Genomic DNA, 17,707 nt, shown 5'->3' on the forward strand with positions numbered 1-17,707 from the left:
CGGCTGATGGTCGGCTGCGAGCACAGGTCGGCGCCGCTCTCGGGAAGCCTGCCGACCGCCATCTTGAAGGCCGGATCGCTGCGCAGGGTGTCGCAGTCATTGGCATCCGGGTAGCCGGCGGCGATCAGCAGGGCACGAAAGCGGATCATCTCGGCCAGCGTGTGCCGGATGCGCTCGGGAGCGCGCGGGTCCTCGATGCAGCGCGCCAGGCGCTCGAAGCCACCGTCGACGCCATCCCGCCTATCCGGCAGTGCGTCGGCCGACCGCAACGCCGACCGGCCAAACTGCACGCCGACAAGGGCTACGATTATCCGCGCTGCCGCCGGGCCTTGCGCAAGCGGGCCATCATCCCGCGCATCGCCCGCCGCGGCATCGAGAGCAGCGAGCGCCTTGGCCGCCACCGTTGGAAGGTCGAGCGTACCCTGGCGTGGTTCGCCCGCTTCCGCCGCATCGTCGTTCGCTATGAGCGCCGCAGCGATATCTTCGCTGCTTTCCATCATCTCGCAGCCGCCCTCATCACCTTCCGCTTCATCCAGCGCTACCGATGCTGTTGAATGCGGTTTTGTTAGGCGCTCTTAATCCAGATCAAGGCACCGGCGGCCGGAGCAGCCACCATCACGGCATCGACGTGTCGAGGGGGGCGGGGACGCTTGGCCGGTCGGACGCTTCGCCGCCGGCCCGCGCTCCCTGACCGCCGACATCCGGACATCACGCGAGGTGTGCCATGGTCGTGATGAAAGCAGCCGTGTTCGTCGAGCCGGGGCGGATCGTGCTGGACGACAAGCCCGTTCCGGACGTCGGCCCCCTGGACGCCCTGCTGAGGGTCACGACGACGACGATCTGCGGCACCGACGTCCACATCCTGAAGGGCGAATACCCGGTCCGCCGCGGCCTGACCGTCGGCCACGAGCCGGTCGGCGTCATCGAGAAGCTCGGCTCGGCGGTGACCGGCTATCGGGAGGGTCAGCGCGTCATCGCCGGGGCCATCACGCCGAGCGGGCACAGCAACGCGTCGCTCTCCGGTTGCCACGCCCAGGACGGCTGCGGCACCCGGCACGGCTGGAAGCCGATCGGCGGCTGGAAGTTCGGCAACAGCATCGATGGCTGTCAGGCCGAGTATGTGCTGGTCCCCGACGCCATGGCCAACCTCGCCCCGGTTCCGGACGTCCTGTCGGACGAGGAGGTCCTGATGTGTCCCGACATCCTCTCCACCGGCTTTGCCGGCGCCGAAAAGGGCAACATCCGCATCGGCGATACGGTGGCTGTGTTCGCGCAGGGGCCGATCGGCCTGTGCGCCACCGCCGGGGCGAGGCTGAAGGGGGCGGCGACGATCATCGGGGTCGACACGCTGCCCGAGCGTCTGGCCATGGCCCGCCGCATGGGCGCCGACCACGCCGTCGATTTCCGCCGGACCGACCCGGTCGAGGAGATCCTGCGGTTGACCGACGGCCGCGGCGTCGACGTGGCCATCGAGGCGCTGGGCACGCAGGCGACTTTCGAGGCCTGCCTGAAGGTCCTGCGGCCCGGCGGCACCCTGTCGAGTCTCGGCGTCTATTCGGGCGACCTGCGCATCCCGCTCGGGCCCTTCGCTGCCGGCCTCGGCGACCACACCATTGCGACGACCCTGTGTCCGGGCGGCAAGGAGCGCATGCGCCGCCTGCTCGCCGTCGTCGCCTCGGGCCGTGTCGATCTGAAGCCGCTCGTCACGCACCGCTTCACGCTCGACGCCATCGAACAGGCCTACGAGCTGTTCGCCCACCAGCGCGACGGCGTGCTGAAGGTGGCCATCACGCCCGGTTGAGCGGGGCTTTATCCAGGTTAAGACGCGTTGGGCCGAGGCATGCCGGCCCAGGCCGTCCGCCGTCTCGATGAAGCCATAACCCTCGCGGCAAGGAGCTGGACGATCCGGAGATGCGGCGGCAGGGCGTGGGTCTTCACGTCGAACAGGCGGCGGCGCGCGTGATCCTGCGCCTCCCCGCGGGCGTCGTCGAACGCATCGCGGATGGCGGCTTCCAGTGAGCGGAGGGCGTTGTCGGTGGTGTCGGCATGGCTGACGACCAGCTCCTCGTCCGGAAGGGTCAGGACAATCCGGACTCTGCACGGACGGCCCGTGCGGCGATGCCGGTTCGGGCAGGCCCCTGGCCAGGAGCGGCAAAGCGTGCTCCGGAGGCGGATCGATGCAGAGCGCGTCGACGTGTCCGTCGAATTCCCGCGCGATGGCGAGGGCCGTGCGCAGGGCTGGACCATCCGTGTCGCCGCCGTCCATCGGCGTCAGGATCACATGGTCCGACATTGCGTCTCCCTTCGCCGGCATGCGCGGGTCTCTCGGGACGTCCACGGGCAGAAGCCGCCGCCGGTCCTTGCCGCAAGGGAAGCCGAAACAAGCCGCCGCCACCTTGATCGAGGTTAAGGAAGCGCTTGATTCGCACTGTATTTCTGTGGCTGGAAATCAATTCCTGCGCCACAGCTAAACAATCGTATTGATAAGCGAAACGATTTACAAAATATCGCCAAAATTGTCGCGCAAGTTCGCCGCGTCATGTCTGCATGCCAGCTTCTTGGAAATAAATGGGACTCTGGAATATTATGTAAGGCATATACATGTGAAATAAGAAAACTATGGTTTTCATGAAATTTTCCAGTATATGATTTTTCCGATCAGGCGCCTTGCAACGGCGCAACCCTGCCTTTCCCAAACCGATGTCACGGAGGCATCCTATGGATGTGGCGACGGTCTTGGGCGCCCGGCTGGCGTCCATCCTTGCCGTAAGGCGCAACATCGCCTGCGGCCTCCTCAGCGTGGTGGTGCCGCCCCTGGTCGCCATGGCCCTCGTCGCCATCGGCCTGATCGCCTGGAATTTCTCCCACCAGCGCCGGTTCGCCGAGGCGGAGATGGTGAGGACCGCCCGGGCGCTGTCGGTCGCGCTCGACCGGCAACTGCTCATCACCACCAGTGCCCTGGAAAGCCTCGCGGTCGCCCTGACGGAGGACGACGACCTTGAGCGCGCCTACCACATGGCGCAGGACGTCAAGGCCAAGCATCCCTACTGGTCGCATGTCACCCTCCGCACGGCCAGCGGTGACGTGCTGTTCACCACCTCCGCCCCGCTCGGAACGGCCGTGCGGGGGACCAGCGCCGTGGATGGCTTGGTGAAAGACGTCGCGGATACCGGCAGGCCGCGGATTTCGGACCTCCTCTACGGCCCCATTGCCCAGGCTCCCGTCGCGGCGGTGCTCGTGCCCGTTCCACGCAGGGACGCCGCCGCCCGCGTGCTGGTGGCCGTGGTCACCGCGACCAAATGGCAGGAAATGCTGTGGGAGGAGGGCATCGCCGAGGGTTGGGTGGCGGGGATCATCGACCGGACCGGCATCGTCGTCGCACGGACGCGCGGGGCCGAACGGTTCGTCGGCAAGCCGGCGCCGGGCTGGGTTCTCGATGCGCTGGGCAAAGCGCCGAGCGGCTGGGCCGAGGGCCCGGCCCTGGAGGGGGAACCCCTGTCGCTGGCCTTTTCCCGCTCGGCGCTGTCCGGATGGACGGTCGCCTTCGCCGCCCCGGCCAGCCTGTTCGAACAGCCGTTGCGCCGGTCGCTGTGGCTGGCGGCGGCCGTCAGCGGCACGGCGATGATGGCGGCCCTGGCCTTCGTGCTGGCCTACGCCCGCCGCCTGTCGCGGTCGATGGCCGGGTTGGTACGGACGGTGGACGCCATGCGCCAGCCGGGCGCCGCCCTCCCGCCGGCCCCGGCCGCCTCGGCGGAACTGGCGCTGGTGTACGAGTCCATGCGGGACGCCAACCTCCACCTTCTGCGGGCGGAGCAGGAGCGCACGACCGCGATGCGCGAGCTCCAGCACCGGGTGAAGAACGACCTTCAGGCCATCATGGGATTGATCTCCATGGAACGTTTCAAAACCGGCTGCGCCGGAAGCTGCGGCATCCTCGACGAGCTGGAAGGGCGGATCGAGACGCTTCGCCTTGTCCACAGCCGACTCTACGAGGCTCGACAGGTTGGAACGGTCGAGTTGGGTGGATATTTGCGGGAGCTTTGCGCCAACGTCGTCGCCTTGTACGGGCGCAGCCATCCCGGAGGGATCACGCTGACGGCGCAGGTCGATAACATCCATGTCAGCCATGACGTCGCCGTTCCGCTCGGGCTGATCGTCAACGAGTTCGTCACCAACAGCGCCAAGCATGCCTTTCCGCAACGGCCAGGACGCATCACCCTCGATCTGGCGGTGACGGAGGCGGGACAAGTGCGCTTGCGCTTGGCCGATGACGGGGTCGGCTTGGCGGTCGAGCGCGCGCGGTCGTCCGGTCTCCAGCTGATCGAGATGCTGGCGCAGCAGATCGGCGCGGAACCGGAATGGGCGGCCGGCGTGGGCACCAGCCTGCAGCTCTCCTTTCAGGTCGAGGCGATGGCCGAAGCCGCTTGAGGTCCTTATCTCAGTGTCGAAGCCATCGCATCGACGGAAAGCGCGTCGGGTTCAGAGAAGAACGCACCCGGTATCCGACGAACCCGACCGATGATGAGTGGAGCCTGACAGAACCGGTGATGTCGGTGAGACCTTGCCCGCGTGCGACGCCTCCCGTAGCGTTCGCGATTATGCCGCCAATGTGCTTTGCTGGCGACGCCAAGTTTCTTCAAACGCCATGGGGCTGGTGTAGCCCAGGGTCGAGTGCGCTCCTTCGCGGAGTACGCCGACGCTTTTTCAAAATGTCGCGCTCCATCTTCACGCGCGCCAATTCCGTCCGCAGTCGGCCGATTTCCATCTGATCAGCGCTGACTTTCGGCGTTACCGGCCCGGTCAGGCCACCGCCGCCACACGCTGACCGCCGGGGACCAAACGAACCGCCTCTTCCTTGAACTCAAGCGTGTAACGCGCCCGCGCCGTCTTCGCCATCTCATCTCCAGTCCGTCGCCGATTGTAGCCGGCTGGGGAGGCGTCGCACGCGGGCAAGGTCAATACGGCCAGGACAATGTGAATTGTGCACCCCCCTTGGGGGCAGGAGCGTAACCGACGTGCCCTCCATGCGCCCGGGCAATGGCGGAAACGACGGCCAATCCCAGCCCGCTTCCTTTGCGTCCGCTTGCGCGCGTCGAGTCGGCGCGCCGGAACGCCTTGAACAGGTGCGGTGTGAAACCAGCCGGAATGCCGGGCCCCTCATCCTCGACGATCAGGTGGCACCACCCCCTGTCCAGGCGCGTCCGGATATGGAGCGATCCCGGCGCCGCGTGCTGGCGGGCGTTTTCAAGCAGGACCAGCAACGCTTGCCGGATCCGAACCGCATCGCAGCGGACGGGCCGTTCGTCCAAATCCAGGACCGGCTGTTGCCCGGCCGACTGGAGGGAGCTTTTGAAGACGTCCACGACCGCCGTGATCTCGGCGGCAAGGTCGGCCTCCTGGATCTGGAGATCCAGATGGCGGCTCTCGGCCAGGCTGACCACCCGCAAATCCTCGATCAGCCGGGCCAAGCCTTCGACCTGGGTCAGCAGGCTTCTGAACTGGGCCTCGTCCGGTGGGAAGACGCCTTCGGCCAAGCCCTGCAAACGGCCGCGCAGAATGGTCACCGGTGTGCGGAGCTCGTGGGCGATCGCCGCATTCCAGAACCGCTGCTCCTCGGTCACGCGTTGCAGTTCGGCCGCCAGCGCGTTGAAATCGTCAGCAAGCAGGGCCGCTTCGCCCAGCGAGCGGTCGCCCGCAATGGCGCGGGCGCCGAGGTCCCCTTCGGCGACGCGGCGGATGCCGTTCGCCACCGAGTTCAGCGGAACGAGAATGCGGCGCGCCAGGTTGACGGCAACCGCGATGGCGATCACCAGACCGGCCAGGGTGGTCGCGATCAGCCAAACCCACTCCGCACCGTTCGGCATCCAAGCCGCTGGATCGAAATGCTCGGGCCAATAGGTGAATGCGACATAGTAGAACGCGTAGGACGTCAGCACCACCAGCAGCGTGACGCCGAGCGCGATCGCCGCCATGGACAGAACGATCTGCCGGCTGAGACCGACCAGCTTCATTCGCCGCTCCACAGTTTGTAGCCGACGCCACGAATCCCGACGGGAACACCGGCGAGGCCGACGTCCTCCAATTTCCTGCGCAGCTTGCTGATGTGGCTGTCCACCGTTCGCTCCAGGGCGTCGCCTTCCGGCAGGCAGGTGGTCAGCAGCTCGGCACGGCTGAACACGCGTTTGGGAGCGCGCGCCAGTTGCGCCAGGAGATTGAATTCGGTCAGCGTCAGGTTCAGGGGGTGACGGCGATCGTCAATCTCCACCGTCGCCTCATGGTTGTCCAGGTCGATCTGGAACGGAGCGGCGCGCAGGACGCGCTGGTCCTGGCGGCCGCCCGGCATCGACCGGCGCAGCACCGCCTGGGTGCGCGCGACCACCTCCGCCGGATTGAACGGCTTGACCACATAGTCGTCGGCGCCGATGCGCAGCCCCATCAGCTTGTCGATGTCCTGGTCCAACGCCGTCAGCATGATGACGGGGGTGGTGCCCCGGTGCCGGATCTCGGAGAGGACCTGCCAGCCATCGACGTGCGGCATCTGCACGTCGAGCAGCACAAGATCGGGCTTGAGGGACCGGTGAAGATCCAACGCGCGGCGGCCATCGGCGGCGTGGACGGTGCGCAAGCCGCTGTGGGCCAGATAGGCGGCAAGGATGTCCGCGATCTCCGGCTCGTCCTCGGCGATGAGGATGAGTGCCTGGGAAGCCGGGGCGGTGTCCGGGGCGGGCGGAGGCTTCATCGGCATCACGGCGGCTCACAATAATTTTCACTCTCCATCGAATCTCCACACTACCTCGAACCAAACGCAATCGGGTGCGGTCAGATTGCCGGCGTTTTTGCCGACACCGGCCTGCGCCTGAAGGAAAGCGGATGAGGATCGACCAGTTGCGCCGTCATGGCGGCGCCTATGCCTTGGCGGCCATGATGCTGATGGGGTGTGAGCAACCCGAAACGGCCGCGGCCCTTCCGACCCCACGGGTTGCCGTCCTCGCCGTGGCGCCGTCCCGGCTGGAGTTGACCGACGACCGGCCGGGCCGCGTCGCCGCGCTGCGGGTTGCCGAGATACGGCCGCAGGTCAGCGGCATCGTGCTGCGCCGAAGTTTCGAGCAAGGCAGCGAGGTGCGGGCCGGCCAGCCCCTGTTCCAGATCGATCCGGCACCGTTCAGCGCCGACGTGACCATGGCCGCCGCCGCCCTGCGGCGGGCAACGGTGGGGCTGGAGCGCGCCAGGACACAGGCGGCGCGGCTGCAACCGCTGGTCAAGGCCGACGCCGTCAGCCGCCAAACCTACGACGACGCGGTGTTCGAGCGCGAGCAGGCCGCCGCCGACGTGGCGCAGGCCCGCGCCACGCTGGCCCGCCGTGAACTCGACCTGAAGTTCGCCACGGTGGAGGCGCCGATCCCGGGACGCATCGACCAGGCACTGGTGACCGAGGGGGCGCTGGTCGGCGGCGGCGACGGCGGTCCGATGGCGCGCATCCAGCAGATCGATCAGGTCTATGTGGACGTGCGCCAGCCGGCCTCCTCGCTCGCTCCCCTGCGCGAGGCCATGGCCTCGCGGCGGACGGAATCCGGGGATGGGCTGCCGGTCACCATTCTGCGCGCCGACGGCGAACCGCACGAGGCGATCGGACGCGTTCTGTTCTCGGGCATCTCCGTCGATCCCGGCACAGGCGACGTGCTGCTGCGCATCCTTGTGGACAACCCGCGACGCGACCTGCTCCCAGGCATGTTCGTTCGCGCGCGGGTGCCGCGCACGAGCTACGCCGACGCCTTGACGCTGCCCCAGCAGGCGGTCGTGCGCGTCGGCGGCCAGCCGCGGGTGTGGACGCTCGACGCGAACGATCAAGCCTCCCTCAAGCCGGTGGAACTCGGGGAACTGGCGGACCGCCGCTACCGCGTCAGCGCCGGGCTCGATGCCGGGCAGAGGGTCGTGGTCGAAGGCATGGAACGCCTGTCCGAGGGCCTGCCGGTGACAGTGCGTGACCGGTTGGCTTCCAACCCCGCCGCCACTGTCGTGCGCTGAGCGAACCGGACAGTCCCGCCATGCCTCACTTCTTCATCGAACGCCCGGTGTTCGCCTGGGTCATCGCCCTGTTCATCATCCTGTTCGGGATGATCGCCATCCCACAGCTGCCGATCGCCCGCTACCCCTCGGTTGCGCCGCCGACCGTCAGCATTTCGGCAACCTACCCCGGAGCCACGCCGCAGGCGATGAACGACGGGGTCATCAGCCTCATCGAACGCGAGCTGTCGGGCGTCAAGAACCTGCTCTACTTCGAATCAGCGTCGGATGCCTCCGGATCGGCGACCGTCACCGCGACCTTCACGCCCGGCACCGACCCGGACATGGCCCAGGTCGACGTGCAGAACAAGCTGAAGTCCGTTGAGCCGCGGCTGCCGCAGGTGGTGCGCCAGAACGGCCTGACCGTGGAATCGTCGTCGTCGGGCTTCCTGATGATCGTCGGGCTGAAGTCCGATGATGGCCGGTTCGACGAAACCGCGCTCAGCGACTACATGGCGCGCAACCTCGTCGAGGAGCTGCGGCGCATCGACGGCGTCGGCCGGGTGCAGCTGTTCGGTTCCGAGCAGGCGATGCGCGTCTGGGTCGATCCGGCCAGGCTGATGGCCCATGGGCTGTCGATAGGCGACCTGACGGCGGCCATCGGCCAGCAGAACGTCCAGCTCGCGCCCGGCAGCGTCGGCGCGTCGCCGGCGCTGCCGGGGCAGGCCGTGACGGTGCCGCTCACGGTCCAGGGACAGCTGACCGCACCGGAGGAGTTCGCCGGAATCGTGCTTCGCTCGGCCTCCGACGGCTCGAAGGTGACGCTTGGCGACGTCGCGCGCGTCGAACTCGGTGCGCAGTCCTACAGCTTCATCAACCGGGAAAATGGCAAGCCCACCACCGCCGCGGCCGTGCAGCTCACGCCCGGCGGCAACGCGGTGAGAACCGCCGAGGGCGTGCAGGCCCGCATGGAGGAGCTGAGTCGGACCTTGCCCAACGGCATGAGCCATTCGATTCCCTTCAACACCGCTCCCTTCGTGAAGGTGTCGATCGAAAAGGTCATCCATACGCTGGCCGAGGCGATGCTGCTGGTCTTCCTGGTGATGTACCTGTTCCTCCAGAACCTGCGCTATACGCTGATCCCGGCTATCGTCGCGCCGATCGCCCTGCTCGGCACCTTCGCCGTGATGCTGGCCGCGGGCTTTTCGATCAACGTCCTGACCATGTTCGGCATGGTGCTGGCCATCGGCATCATCGTCGACGACGCCATCGTCGTGGTCGAGAATGTCGAGCGCATCATGGCCCGCGAGGGGCTGGCGCCCCGGGATGCGACGATCAAGGCGATGAAGGAGATCACCGGCGCGGTGATCGGCATCACGCTGGTCCTGACCGCCGTGTTCATTCCCATGGCGTTGGCGAGCGGTTCCGTCGGCGTGATCTACCAGCAGTTCACGCTGTCGATGGCGGTGGCGATCCTGTTCTCCGCCTTCCTCGCCCTCACCCTGACGCCGGCGCTCTGCGCGACGCTCCTACGGCCGATCGATCCCGCGCATCACGGGAAGCGCGGCTTCTTCGGCTGGTTCAATCGTGGCTTCGACCGCCTGACGCAGCGTTACGAGCGGCGCGTCGCCGGGCTGGTGACGCGCACCGGGCGCGTGATGCTGGTGTTCGCGGCGCTGGTCGCGGTCCTGGCGCTGGCTTTCCGGCAACTGCCCTCGTCCTTCCTGCCCGAGGAGGATCAGGGTTACTTCATGACCTCCATCCAGCTTCCCGCCGACGCCACCACCGAACGCACGCTGAGGATCGTCAAAACGTTCGAGGAGCATGTTGCCTCGCGCCCCTCGATCCGGTCCAACCTGTCCATCGTCGGGTTCGGCTTCTCGGGCTCCGGCACGAACGCCGCGATGGGGTTCACCATGCTGAAGGGCTGGGGTGAGCGCGACGGCGCCACACCCCAGAGCGAGGCGGAGCTCGCGCAGCAGGCCATGGCCGACACGACGGAAGGCACGGTGATGAACCTGCTGCCGCCCGCCATCGAGGAGCTGGGCACCAGTTCCGGCTTCACGCTGCGCCTTCAGGACCGCGCCAACCAGGGCTACGCCGCGCTCAAGGCCGCGGAGGCGCGCCTGCTGGAACTGGCGGCGCAAAGCGAGGCCGTGACCGGCGTCTATCCCGACGGTCTGCCCGCCGGCACCAGCGTCCGCCTGGACATCGACCGGGAGAAGGCCGAAGCGCTGGGCGTGTCGTTCGGCAGCGTCAGCGACACGCTGTCCACGGCGATGGGATCGACCTACGTCAATGACTTTCCCAACGCCGGGCGCATGCAGCAGGTCATCGTCCAGGCCGACGCGCCGGCGCGCATGCAGATCGACGACGTGCTCGGGCTTCATGTCCGCAACGCGGCCGGCGGGATGGTCCCGCTGTCGGAGGTGGTCCGGCCGGTCTGGAGCGAGACGCCGCTCCAGCTCGTCCGCTACCAGGGGTTCCCGGCCGCGCGCATCTCCGGCAGCGCCGCACCCGGAGTCTCCAGCGGCGGCGCCATGGCCGAGATGGAGCGGCTGGCCGCGCAACTGCCGTCCGGCTTCGCCATCGCCTGGACCGGACAGTCGTTGCAGGAGCGGCAGTCCGCCGCCCAGGCCCCGGTGCTGATGGCGTTGTCGATGCTGGTGGTGTTCCTCGTGCTCGCCGCGCTGTACGAGAGCTGGGCCATTCCGCTGTCGGTCATGCTGGTGGTGCCGCTCGGCCTCCTCGGCGCGGTGCTCGCGGTGACGCTGCGCGGCCTGCCCAACGACGTGTACTTCAAGGTCGGCATGATCACCGTGATCGGCCTGTCGGCCAAGAACGCCATCCTGATCGTCGAGTTCGCCAAGCAACTGCACGAGGAGGGCATGGGGCTGGCGGAGGCCGCCGTGGCCGCGGCCCGGCTGCGCCTGCGCCCGATCCTGATGACCTCCCTGGCCTTCGGCCTCGGCGTCGTGCCGCTGATGATCGCCATGGGCGCCAGCGCCGAGACCCAGCACGCCATCGGCACCGGCGTGTTCGGCGGCATGGTCAGCGCGACCCTGCTGGCGATCGTCTTCGTTCCCGTCTTCTTCGTGCTCGTGATGGGCTGGAGGGAACGCCTGGAAGCCTGGCGGATGAACCGCCGAACCGCCCCTGCGCCTCATCAGGCGGAAGAGAAATGACACCGATGCGATCGCTCACCATCCCCATTCTCCTCACGCTGTCCGCCTGCTCCCTCACCCCGGCCCTCGACAAGCCGGCCCTGCCGGTGCCGGCGGTCTTGCCGGCCGTCGCCGGGGCCGGGACGCACGAGTCCGCGGTCGAGCCCGAATGGCGCACGCCGTTCGGCGATCGCCGCCTGCGGCGGCTGATCGAACTGGCGCTCGCCAACAACCGCGACCTGCGGCTAGCGACCCTGAACGCCGAGACGGTCCAGGCCCAGTACGGGATTCAGCGCGCCGCGCGGTTCCCCGCCATTGACGCGACCGGCAGCGCCGCCCGCCAGCGGACGGCCGCCAACGCCGAGACCAGCCCGGCCGTGCCGGCAACTATGCAGAACCAATACGGACTCAGCGTCGGGCTGAGCGCGTTCGAGATCGACCTGTTCGGCCGCTTGCGGTCGCTCTCCGACGCCGCCCTGGCGCGCTACCTCGCCAGCGACCAGGGGCGCCGGTCCGCGCGGATCGCCCTGGTCGGGGCGGTCGCCGACGCTTATTTTGCCGAGCGGCTGGCTCAGGAGCAGCGGCAGCTGGCCGAACGCACCCTGGCCGACTGGCGGCAGTCGCTCGACCTGGCGCGGCGCTTGAGGGAGCGCAGCCAGAGCAGCGGGCTGGACGTGGTCCAGGCCGAAGGGCAGCTGGCCACGGCCAAGGTGGACCTGGAGGCGAGGACACGCGCCGTGGCGCAGGCCCGCAACGCGCTGCGGCTCCTGGTCGGTGCCGAACCGCCTGCCGACCTGCCGGACGCCCTACCGCTCGAAGGGCAGACCGTCACGCTTCGCTCGCCGGCGGGCCTGCCGTCGGAGCTGCTGCTGCGCCGGCCCGACATCCTCCAGGCGGAGCAGACCTTGCTCGCGGCCAACGCCGACATCGGCGCGGCGCAGGCGGCCTTCTTCCCCCGCCTGTCGCTGACCACCTCGCTGGGCTACGCCAGTCCGGCCATGGCCGGCCTGTTCGGCGCCGATCACGGCACCTGGAGCTTCGCGCCGCAGATCACCCTGCCGCTGTTCCAGGGCGGACGGCTGGACGCGGAACTGCGTCTGGCCGAACTCCGCAAATCTACCGCCGTCGCCGAGTACGAGCGCGCCATCCAGATCGCGTTTCGCGAAGTCGCCGACGGTTTGGCGGGGCAGAAGACCTTCGGTCGACAGATCGAAGTGCAGACGCTCGTGGTCACCAGCGCGGAGCGCCGCGTCGCGCTGTCCGGCCAGCGTTACCGGGCGGGCGTCGAAGGGCGGCTGGAACTGCTGGATTCCCAGCGGCAGCTTTATGCGGCGCGGCAGGCCCTGCTGGACCTGCGCCGCGACGCGCTGAGCAATGCGGTCGCGCTCCACAAGGCGCTGGGAGGCGCGATGGACGACGAGCCCGCCACTCCGTCGCTTGGGCATCGTGTCACCGTCGAACCGTGGCTGAGAAGCGCTCCATGACCAAGCACGAAACGATCGAAACGGAAAGCACGCGGCCATCGGCGGAAGGGGCACCGGCGGGATGGGTGAAGGATGATGGAGGCTGGCGTGTGCGGTTTTACACCATTCTCGGGGGGCAGGCGCTCTCCCTGATCGGATCGGCCTTGACCCAGTTCGTGCTGATCTGGTGGATCACCGACACCACCGGCAGCATCACGGCGCTGACCGCCGCCGGCATGGCGGCGCTGCTGCCGCAGGCCGTGCTCGGTCCGCTTGGCGGGATTTTCGCCGATCGCTACAGCCGCCGCCTTCTGATGATCGCGGCCGACGGCGTGTCCGCTCTGTGCATGCTGGTGCTGATCGCGCTGTTCCTGACCGATCGGATCGAGCTGTGGCACGCCCTGGTGATGATGGCGATCCGCAGCGCGATGCAGGGCTTTCAGGAACCGGCCATGGTGGCCAGCACGCCCATGCTGGTGCCGGGCAGGTTCCTGGTTCGTGCGGTCGGCCTGGAACAGTCCGTGCACAATCTGACGTTGGTCGCCGCCGCCCCGCTGGGGGCGCTCGCCATCGCCGTGATGCCAATTGGCTGGGCTCTGGCGATCGATGTCGTCACGGCCGTTCTCGGCATCGCGCCGTTGCTGCTCTTCCGCATTCCGCAAGCCTTCGCCCCTGACGGCGGGAGGGCCGGCCTCTGGTGGGAGTTCCGCGAGGGGGTGGAGGTGGTCTGGGAGACTCCCGGCCTGCGTCAGCTCTTTCTCCTGCTTGGCGGGGTCGTGCTGGCTTTCATGCCAGTCTTCACGCTGGTGCCGCTGCTGGTGAAGGAGCATTTCGGCGGAGACACCGTTCAACTGGCCCTGATGGAGAGCCTGTCGGGCATCGGCATGGGGGTGGGCGGCTTGCTGGTGGCCGTACTGGCGCCGCGCCGGCGGATGCCGTGGATCCTGTGCGGCTTTGCCGTCTCCTGTGGCGCGATGGCCCTCACGGCTCTGGCGCCGCGCGGTCTTTTCGGTGTGGCCGTGGCGTGGTGGGTGATCAGCGGTCTCGCCTTCGTGGTCGCCGATGCACCGTTGACCACGGTGCTTCAGACCATCGTGCCGAATCATCTGCTCGGGCGCGTGATGTCCCTGATGAACACCGTCATGGGACTGGCCGCGCCCGTGGGGTTGGGGCTTCTCACTCCGCTCGGCGAGCTGTTCGGGGTGCGCGGGATGTTTATCGTTGCCGGGATGTTTGGCGTCGCCATCAGCGTGTCCGGGTTTCTCTCCCGGCCGTTGATGGCCCTGGATCGGCGCCGTCTGGAAACGGGCCAGGAGTGTCAGGCCGACTTACCGATGAACTGATCGTTAAGAGCGCCTAGCAAAATTCCGTTTTCGCCATCGGTGCCCAATGGAACCGTCATCCCCGCGAAGGCGGGGATGACGAGTCGAGAGACGATTCAAGGTTCTGTTCGACGCTCTAAGCCGGATTGGCCTTCCAAGCCTTCGGTGTCGGTTAGGGAAACATTGGTTTTTGCCATGGCTCGATTTGACTTCAGGTCTGCCTTCCATCACCTCACAGAACATTTTCAATTCAAAATGTTCATGGATGCATGACGTTGATTATAAATGATCTATGGCAAGAGGCGCCGCTCTGGATACTCGGTTTCACTTCATTTGACGCTGATCGCCTTCAATGAAAATTTCGACACGCCGGGATGCGATGGCCGCGGCTTGCGCCGGCGCTTGGCCGCCGCCTTCGAGCCGGGGCGGCCGGGGCCGTCCTGCGACGGCGGCGTATGGGAATTCGACGACGTCTTGCGCGGCTTGCCGACCAGCGCCTCGAGTTCCGTGGTCCGCGCCGCCAAGCGCTCGATCAGCGCCGCCTGCTCCAAAAGCAGGGCCTCCTCGGCATCACTCAGGCGGTGGCGCGGCGGCTTTCCCATCCCGACGTCGACTCATATCCAGCGAGATGGCGCAACCCATTTCGCCATCCCCGTGAGCAGTTACGGTTTGGAAGCGATGCGCTGGGAAAAATCCAATACTGGCGAATAAAGCAATGATTTCTATCTGCTTTAAGGTCATCGGAAAATACAAGACATACTTTGGTATGGAAATGTCTTGCGATAATTAAGTGAAATTAATCGTAAAATATCATTTGACTGTGTGATCATTATCAAACTATCTGTGAATGGCGAAAAGAAAAATCAAAAAAAGACCGCCTTTCGTAACGGAAATCAATCCGATTTCCGAAGATCAACTATTAATTGAATTCACTCCTCCCCGATATGAATCGCAAGGGATGACATTGTCATGACTGAAAACACAACCCGCCCGCAGCCCAACAACTCACAACCCAATATTCTCCTGATCTCCGTCGATCAGTACCGGTACCCGCGTTTTTCCTATGGCCCCAACGGCGGGATGGCCGAACCGCTGAAGCGGATTCTGGGATTCCGGGGCGAGGCGGATGTGGGCGGGAACGAATACGCCCCCTTTTTTCCCGGCCTGACTCGACTGCGCAGGAACGCGGTGGCGCTGCACAACCACACCATCGCGTCCAGCGCCTGCACCCCCAGCCGAGCGGTGATGTTCACCGGCCAGTATGGCAACCGTACCGGCGTGACCCAGACCGACGGTATGTTCAAGGACGGCGACGCGCCGCAATTCCCGTGGCTCGAGGCCGACGGCCCTCCTACCATGGGCCATTGGATGCAGGCTATCGGCTATTCCTCCCATTATTTCGGCAAGTGGCACGTCAGTAACCCGCCCGGCCATTCGCTGGACCGTTTCGGCTTCTCCGATTGGGAGCTGTCCTATCCCGAACCCCATGGGGCGGCCATCAACAACCTGGGCATCTACCGCGACGCCGGATTTGCCGACAACGCGTGCCTGTTCCTGCGCCGCCGCGGGCTGGCGCTGCCCTACAACTACGGGGTCTCGGCGGACGAGGCGCGGGTCGGCCCCGGTACCCAAGCCACCGACGCGGCCCAGCGCCCTTGGTTCGCGGTGGTGTCCTTCACCAACCCCCACGACATCGCGACATACCCGACGGTGATTTCCCAGGCGATGCCGCCGACCGACGGAAGTGCTGCGAAGACCCAGCCGGTGTTCGGCCCGCTCGACGTGCCCCTCCAGGGCCAGTCGTCGCACCCGCCGACCGAGGGAACCATGACGATGCCACTCAACCCGCAGGGCTTCCCGCAGGATTGCGCCGGCCCCATCCCGACCTGGAACGAGGATCTGTCCACCAAGCCGTCCTGCCAGTTCGACGCCGCCTACAAGATCGGGCTCGCCCTGTCCGCCAAGGCGAGCCACGGCGCCGTCAGCGCCGTCCAAGGAAGCGGCGGCAGGATCGGGGAGGACGACTGGGCGGCTGCGGTGGCGATGGCCCTGAAATTCACCATCCCGTTCCAGCTCTCCGATAATCCGGAGGGGTACAGCATCCAACTCTTGCAATTCTACGCTTGGCTGCATTCCCAGGTCGATCCCCAGATCAACCGCGTGCTCCAGGCCCTGGAGGATTCCGGGCAGGCCGAGAACACCATCGTGATCTTCGTGGCCGACCATGGCGAACTGGGCGCGGCCCACAACATGATGCTGGAGAAGTGGCACGTCGCCTACGAGGAGGCCGTGCATGTGCCGATGGTGGTCCGCTTCCCGACCTCGATGGGCGGCGACGAGAGCACGCTGAGGCATGTGGACGCCGTGACCAGCCACGCCGACCTTTTGCCCACCGTGCTGGGCCTGACCGGCGTCGGCCGGGAGGCCCTGGACGAGGCGGCGGCCAAGCTGGCCGAGCGCCACACCATGGCGCCGCTGCCCGGCGTCGATCTGGCTCATGTGCTGAGAAATCCCGACGCCCCGGTGACCTACCCCAACGGCCAGCCGCGCGAAGGGGTGCTGTTCATGACCGACGACGAGGTGACCAAGCCGGCCGAGGGCGGCCGGCTCACCCAGCCCGACTATTACGGCGCGTACGAGGTGTACTGCCAGACGGTCGAGGCCGTGCGTACTGGCGCCCTAAGCGTCAAGGGGGTGCCGGAGCTATCTCCCGGCCCGGTGCGCCAGCCCAACCACATCCGATGCGTGCGCACCGAAAGCGCCAAGCTGGCGCGCTATTTCGACCCGTCGAATCCGCTCCTGCTGGAATGGGAGATGTATGACTTGGCCAGGGATCCGAACGAGGAGACCAATCTCGTGCGGGTGAGGGGGCAGGTCCCCACCGCACGCACCGACCTGGACAACCTGCCCCGCTGGTTCGACGAGGCGACGGTCCAGGCCGAAGCCAACCGCCTCGCCGCCCTGCTGGTCGATGTGGAGCGTCTGGCGGGGCTGGACGTGCACCCGTCCGTCCCGGCGGAACAGGCGGTGCCGGCGTAGAAGGGGCGCGGGGGCCTTGGAAACGAAGGTCCCCGCCTCATGCCGTGAGGCCGATGAAGAGACAGGTCAGGGATTTCTGCACGCGGTGTTTTCAGGCCACGGCAGTTTCGGCCTGCTGGGCATAGCTCCAGGGCAGCAGCTCATCGAGCCTGGTGATCGGATGCCCGCTGGCGAGTTTGGTCAGGACATCGGTGAACCAGGCCTGCGGATCGACACCGCTGAGCTTGCAGGTTTCCACCAGCGACGCGATGGTCGCCCAGTGCTCGCCGCCACCGTCCGCCGCCACCGTCGCTGCCGACGAACAGAGCACTCTTGCGCGTGAGGGCGAGCGGGCGGATGCTACGCTCCACGCTGTTGCTGTTGATCTCCACCCGGCCGTCGTCGAGGAACAGCGTCAGCCCTTCCCAGCGGCTGAGCGCGTAGCGGATCGCCTCGGCCAATGTCGATTTGCGCGACACGGTCGCCAGTTGCTTTTCCAGCCACGTCTTCAGTTCCGCAATCAGCGGCGTCGAGCGGGCCTGGCGCTCCCGGCGGCGCGCTTCGGAGTCATGGCCGCGGATCTCGGCCTCCACTGCGTACCACTGGGCGATGCGCCGCAAGGTTTCGCTGGCGATCGAGCCGGGTCCTTCCGCATTTTCGGTGCAGGCCGGATGTAGATGGGCAACGGAGTGAGCACATAAAGGGAACCATTTACCCGCATGAGTACCCGTTTCCT

At 66.9% G+C, this 17,707-nt stretch carries 9 protein-coding genes and 5 pseudogenes; 8 read left to right on the forward strand and 6 right to left on the reverse strand.

Annotated features, from left to right (window positions below):
* A pseudogene (locus tag J2847_RS32995) lies at nt 1-215 on the reverse strand (transposase); the annotation flags it as partial.
* Between J2847_RS32995 and J2847_RS33000 the strand changes: the two are divergent.
* The 3 genes and pseudogenes from J2847_RS33000 to J2847_RS33010 all read left to right on the forward strand — a co-directional run.
* Nucleotides 213-554, forward strand: a pseudogene (locus tag J2847_RS33000) (transposase); the annotation flags it as partial. The pseudogenes J2847_RS32995 and J2847_RS33000 overlap by 3 nt on opposite strands.
* Before the next feature lie 179 nt (nt 555-733).
* Complete coding sequence (locus J2847_RS33005; RefSeq protein ID WP_233474958.1) at nt 734-1,801, forward strand: NAD(P)-dependent alcohol dehydrogenase; 1,068 nt, start codon at nt 734-736, stop codon at nt 1,799-1,801.
* A gap of 917 nt (nt 1,802-2,718) precedes the next feature.
* Nucleotides 2,719-4,428 (forward strand): sensor histidine kinase, encoded by a 1,710-nt coding sequence (locus tag J2847_RS33010; RefSeq protein WP_209782969.1) that lies wholly within the window; start codon nt 2,719-2,721, stop codon nt 4,426-4,428.
* 271 nt (nt 4,429-4,699) lie between these two features.
* Here the strand turns inward: J2847_RS33010 and J2847_RS33015 are convergent.
* The 3 genes and pseudogenes from J2847_RS33015 to J2847_RS33025 all read right to left on the reverse strand — a co-directional run.
* A pseudogene (locus J2847_RS33015) lies at nt 4,700-4,896 on the reverse strand (IS3 family transposase); the annotation flags it as partial.
* A 59-nt stretch (nt 4,897-4,955) separates the two neighbouring features.
* Entirely contained in the window at nt 4,956-6,011 is a 1,056-nt protein-coding gene (locus J2847_RS33020; RefSeq protein ID WP_209782970.1) for an ATP-binding protein, read from the reverse strand.
* A complete protein-coding gene (locus J2847_RS33025; protein WP_233474956.1) occupies nt 6,008-6,745 on the reverse strand; it encodes a response regulator in 738 nt (245 codons plus the stop codon). The genes J2847_RS33020 and J2847_RS33025 overlap by 4 nt, the downstream gene beginning before the upstream one ends.
* 125 nt (nt 6,746-6,870) lie before the next feature.
* Between J2847_RS33025 and J2847_RS33030 the strand changes: the two genes are divergently transcribed.
* From J2847_RS33030 to J2847_RS33045, 4 genes are read left to right on the forward strand one after another with little or no spacing between them, the layout of a single operon-like run.
* Nucleotides 6,871-8,025 (forward strand): efflux RND transporter periplasmic adaptor subunit, encoded by a 1,155-nt coding sequence (locus J2847_RS33030; protein WP_209782971.1) that lies wholly within the window; start codon nt 6,871-6,873, stop codon nt 8,023-8,025.
* A gap of 20 nt (nt 8,026-8,045) precedes the next feature.
* Nucleotides 8,046-11,189, forward strand: coding sequence for a multidrug efflux RND transporter permease subunit (locus tag J2847_RS33035; RefSeq protein WP_209782972.1), 3,144 nt, complete (start codon nt 8,046-8,048; stop codon nt 11,187-11,189).
* Nucleotides 11,190-11,194: 5 nt separating this feature from the next.
* The gene (locus tag J2847_RS33040) at nt 11,195-12,652 is read left to right on the forward strand and encodes an efflux transporter outer membrane subunit (protein WP_209782973.1); all 1,458 of its coding nucleotides are present in this window, start codon (nt 11,195-11,197) and stop codon (nt 12,650-12,652) included.
* Entirely contained in the window at nt 12,649-13,974 is a 1,326-nt protein-coding gene (locus tag J2847_RS33045) for an MFS transporter (RefSeq protein WP_233474957.1), read from the forward strand. Before J2847_RS33040 ends, J2847_RS33045 begins: the two co-directional genes overlap by 4 nt.
* A gap of 338 nt (nt 13,975-14,312) precedes the next feature.
* Here the strand turns inward: J2847_RS33045 and J2847_RS33050 are convergent.
* Nucleotides 14,313-14,555 (reverse strand): annotated as a pseudogene (locus tag J2847_RS33050) (IS66 family transposase); the annotation flags it as partial.
* A gap of 367 nt (nt 14,556-14,922) precedes the next feature.
* Between J2847_RS33050 and J2847_RS33055 the strand changes: the two are divergent.
* Nucleotides 14,923-16,992: a sulfatase-like hydrolase/transferase gene (locus J2847_RS33055; RefSeq protein ID WP_209782974.1), complete on the forward strand. Its 2,070-nt coding sequence runs from the start codon at nt 14,923-14,925 to the stop codon at nt 16,990-16,992.
* 91 nt (nt 16,993-17,083) lie between these two features.
* Here the strand turns inward: J2847_RS33055 and J2847_RS34455 are convergent.
* Nucleotides 17,084-17,707, reverse strand: a pseudogene (locus J2847_RS34455) (IS66 family transposase); the annotation flags it as partial.

It is taken from the genome of Azospirillum agricola (genome assembly GCF_017876095.1).
Lineage (GTDB): Bacteria > Pseudomonadota > Alphaproteobacteria > Azospirillales > Azospirillaceae > Azospirillum > Azospirillum agricola.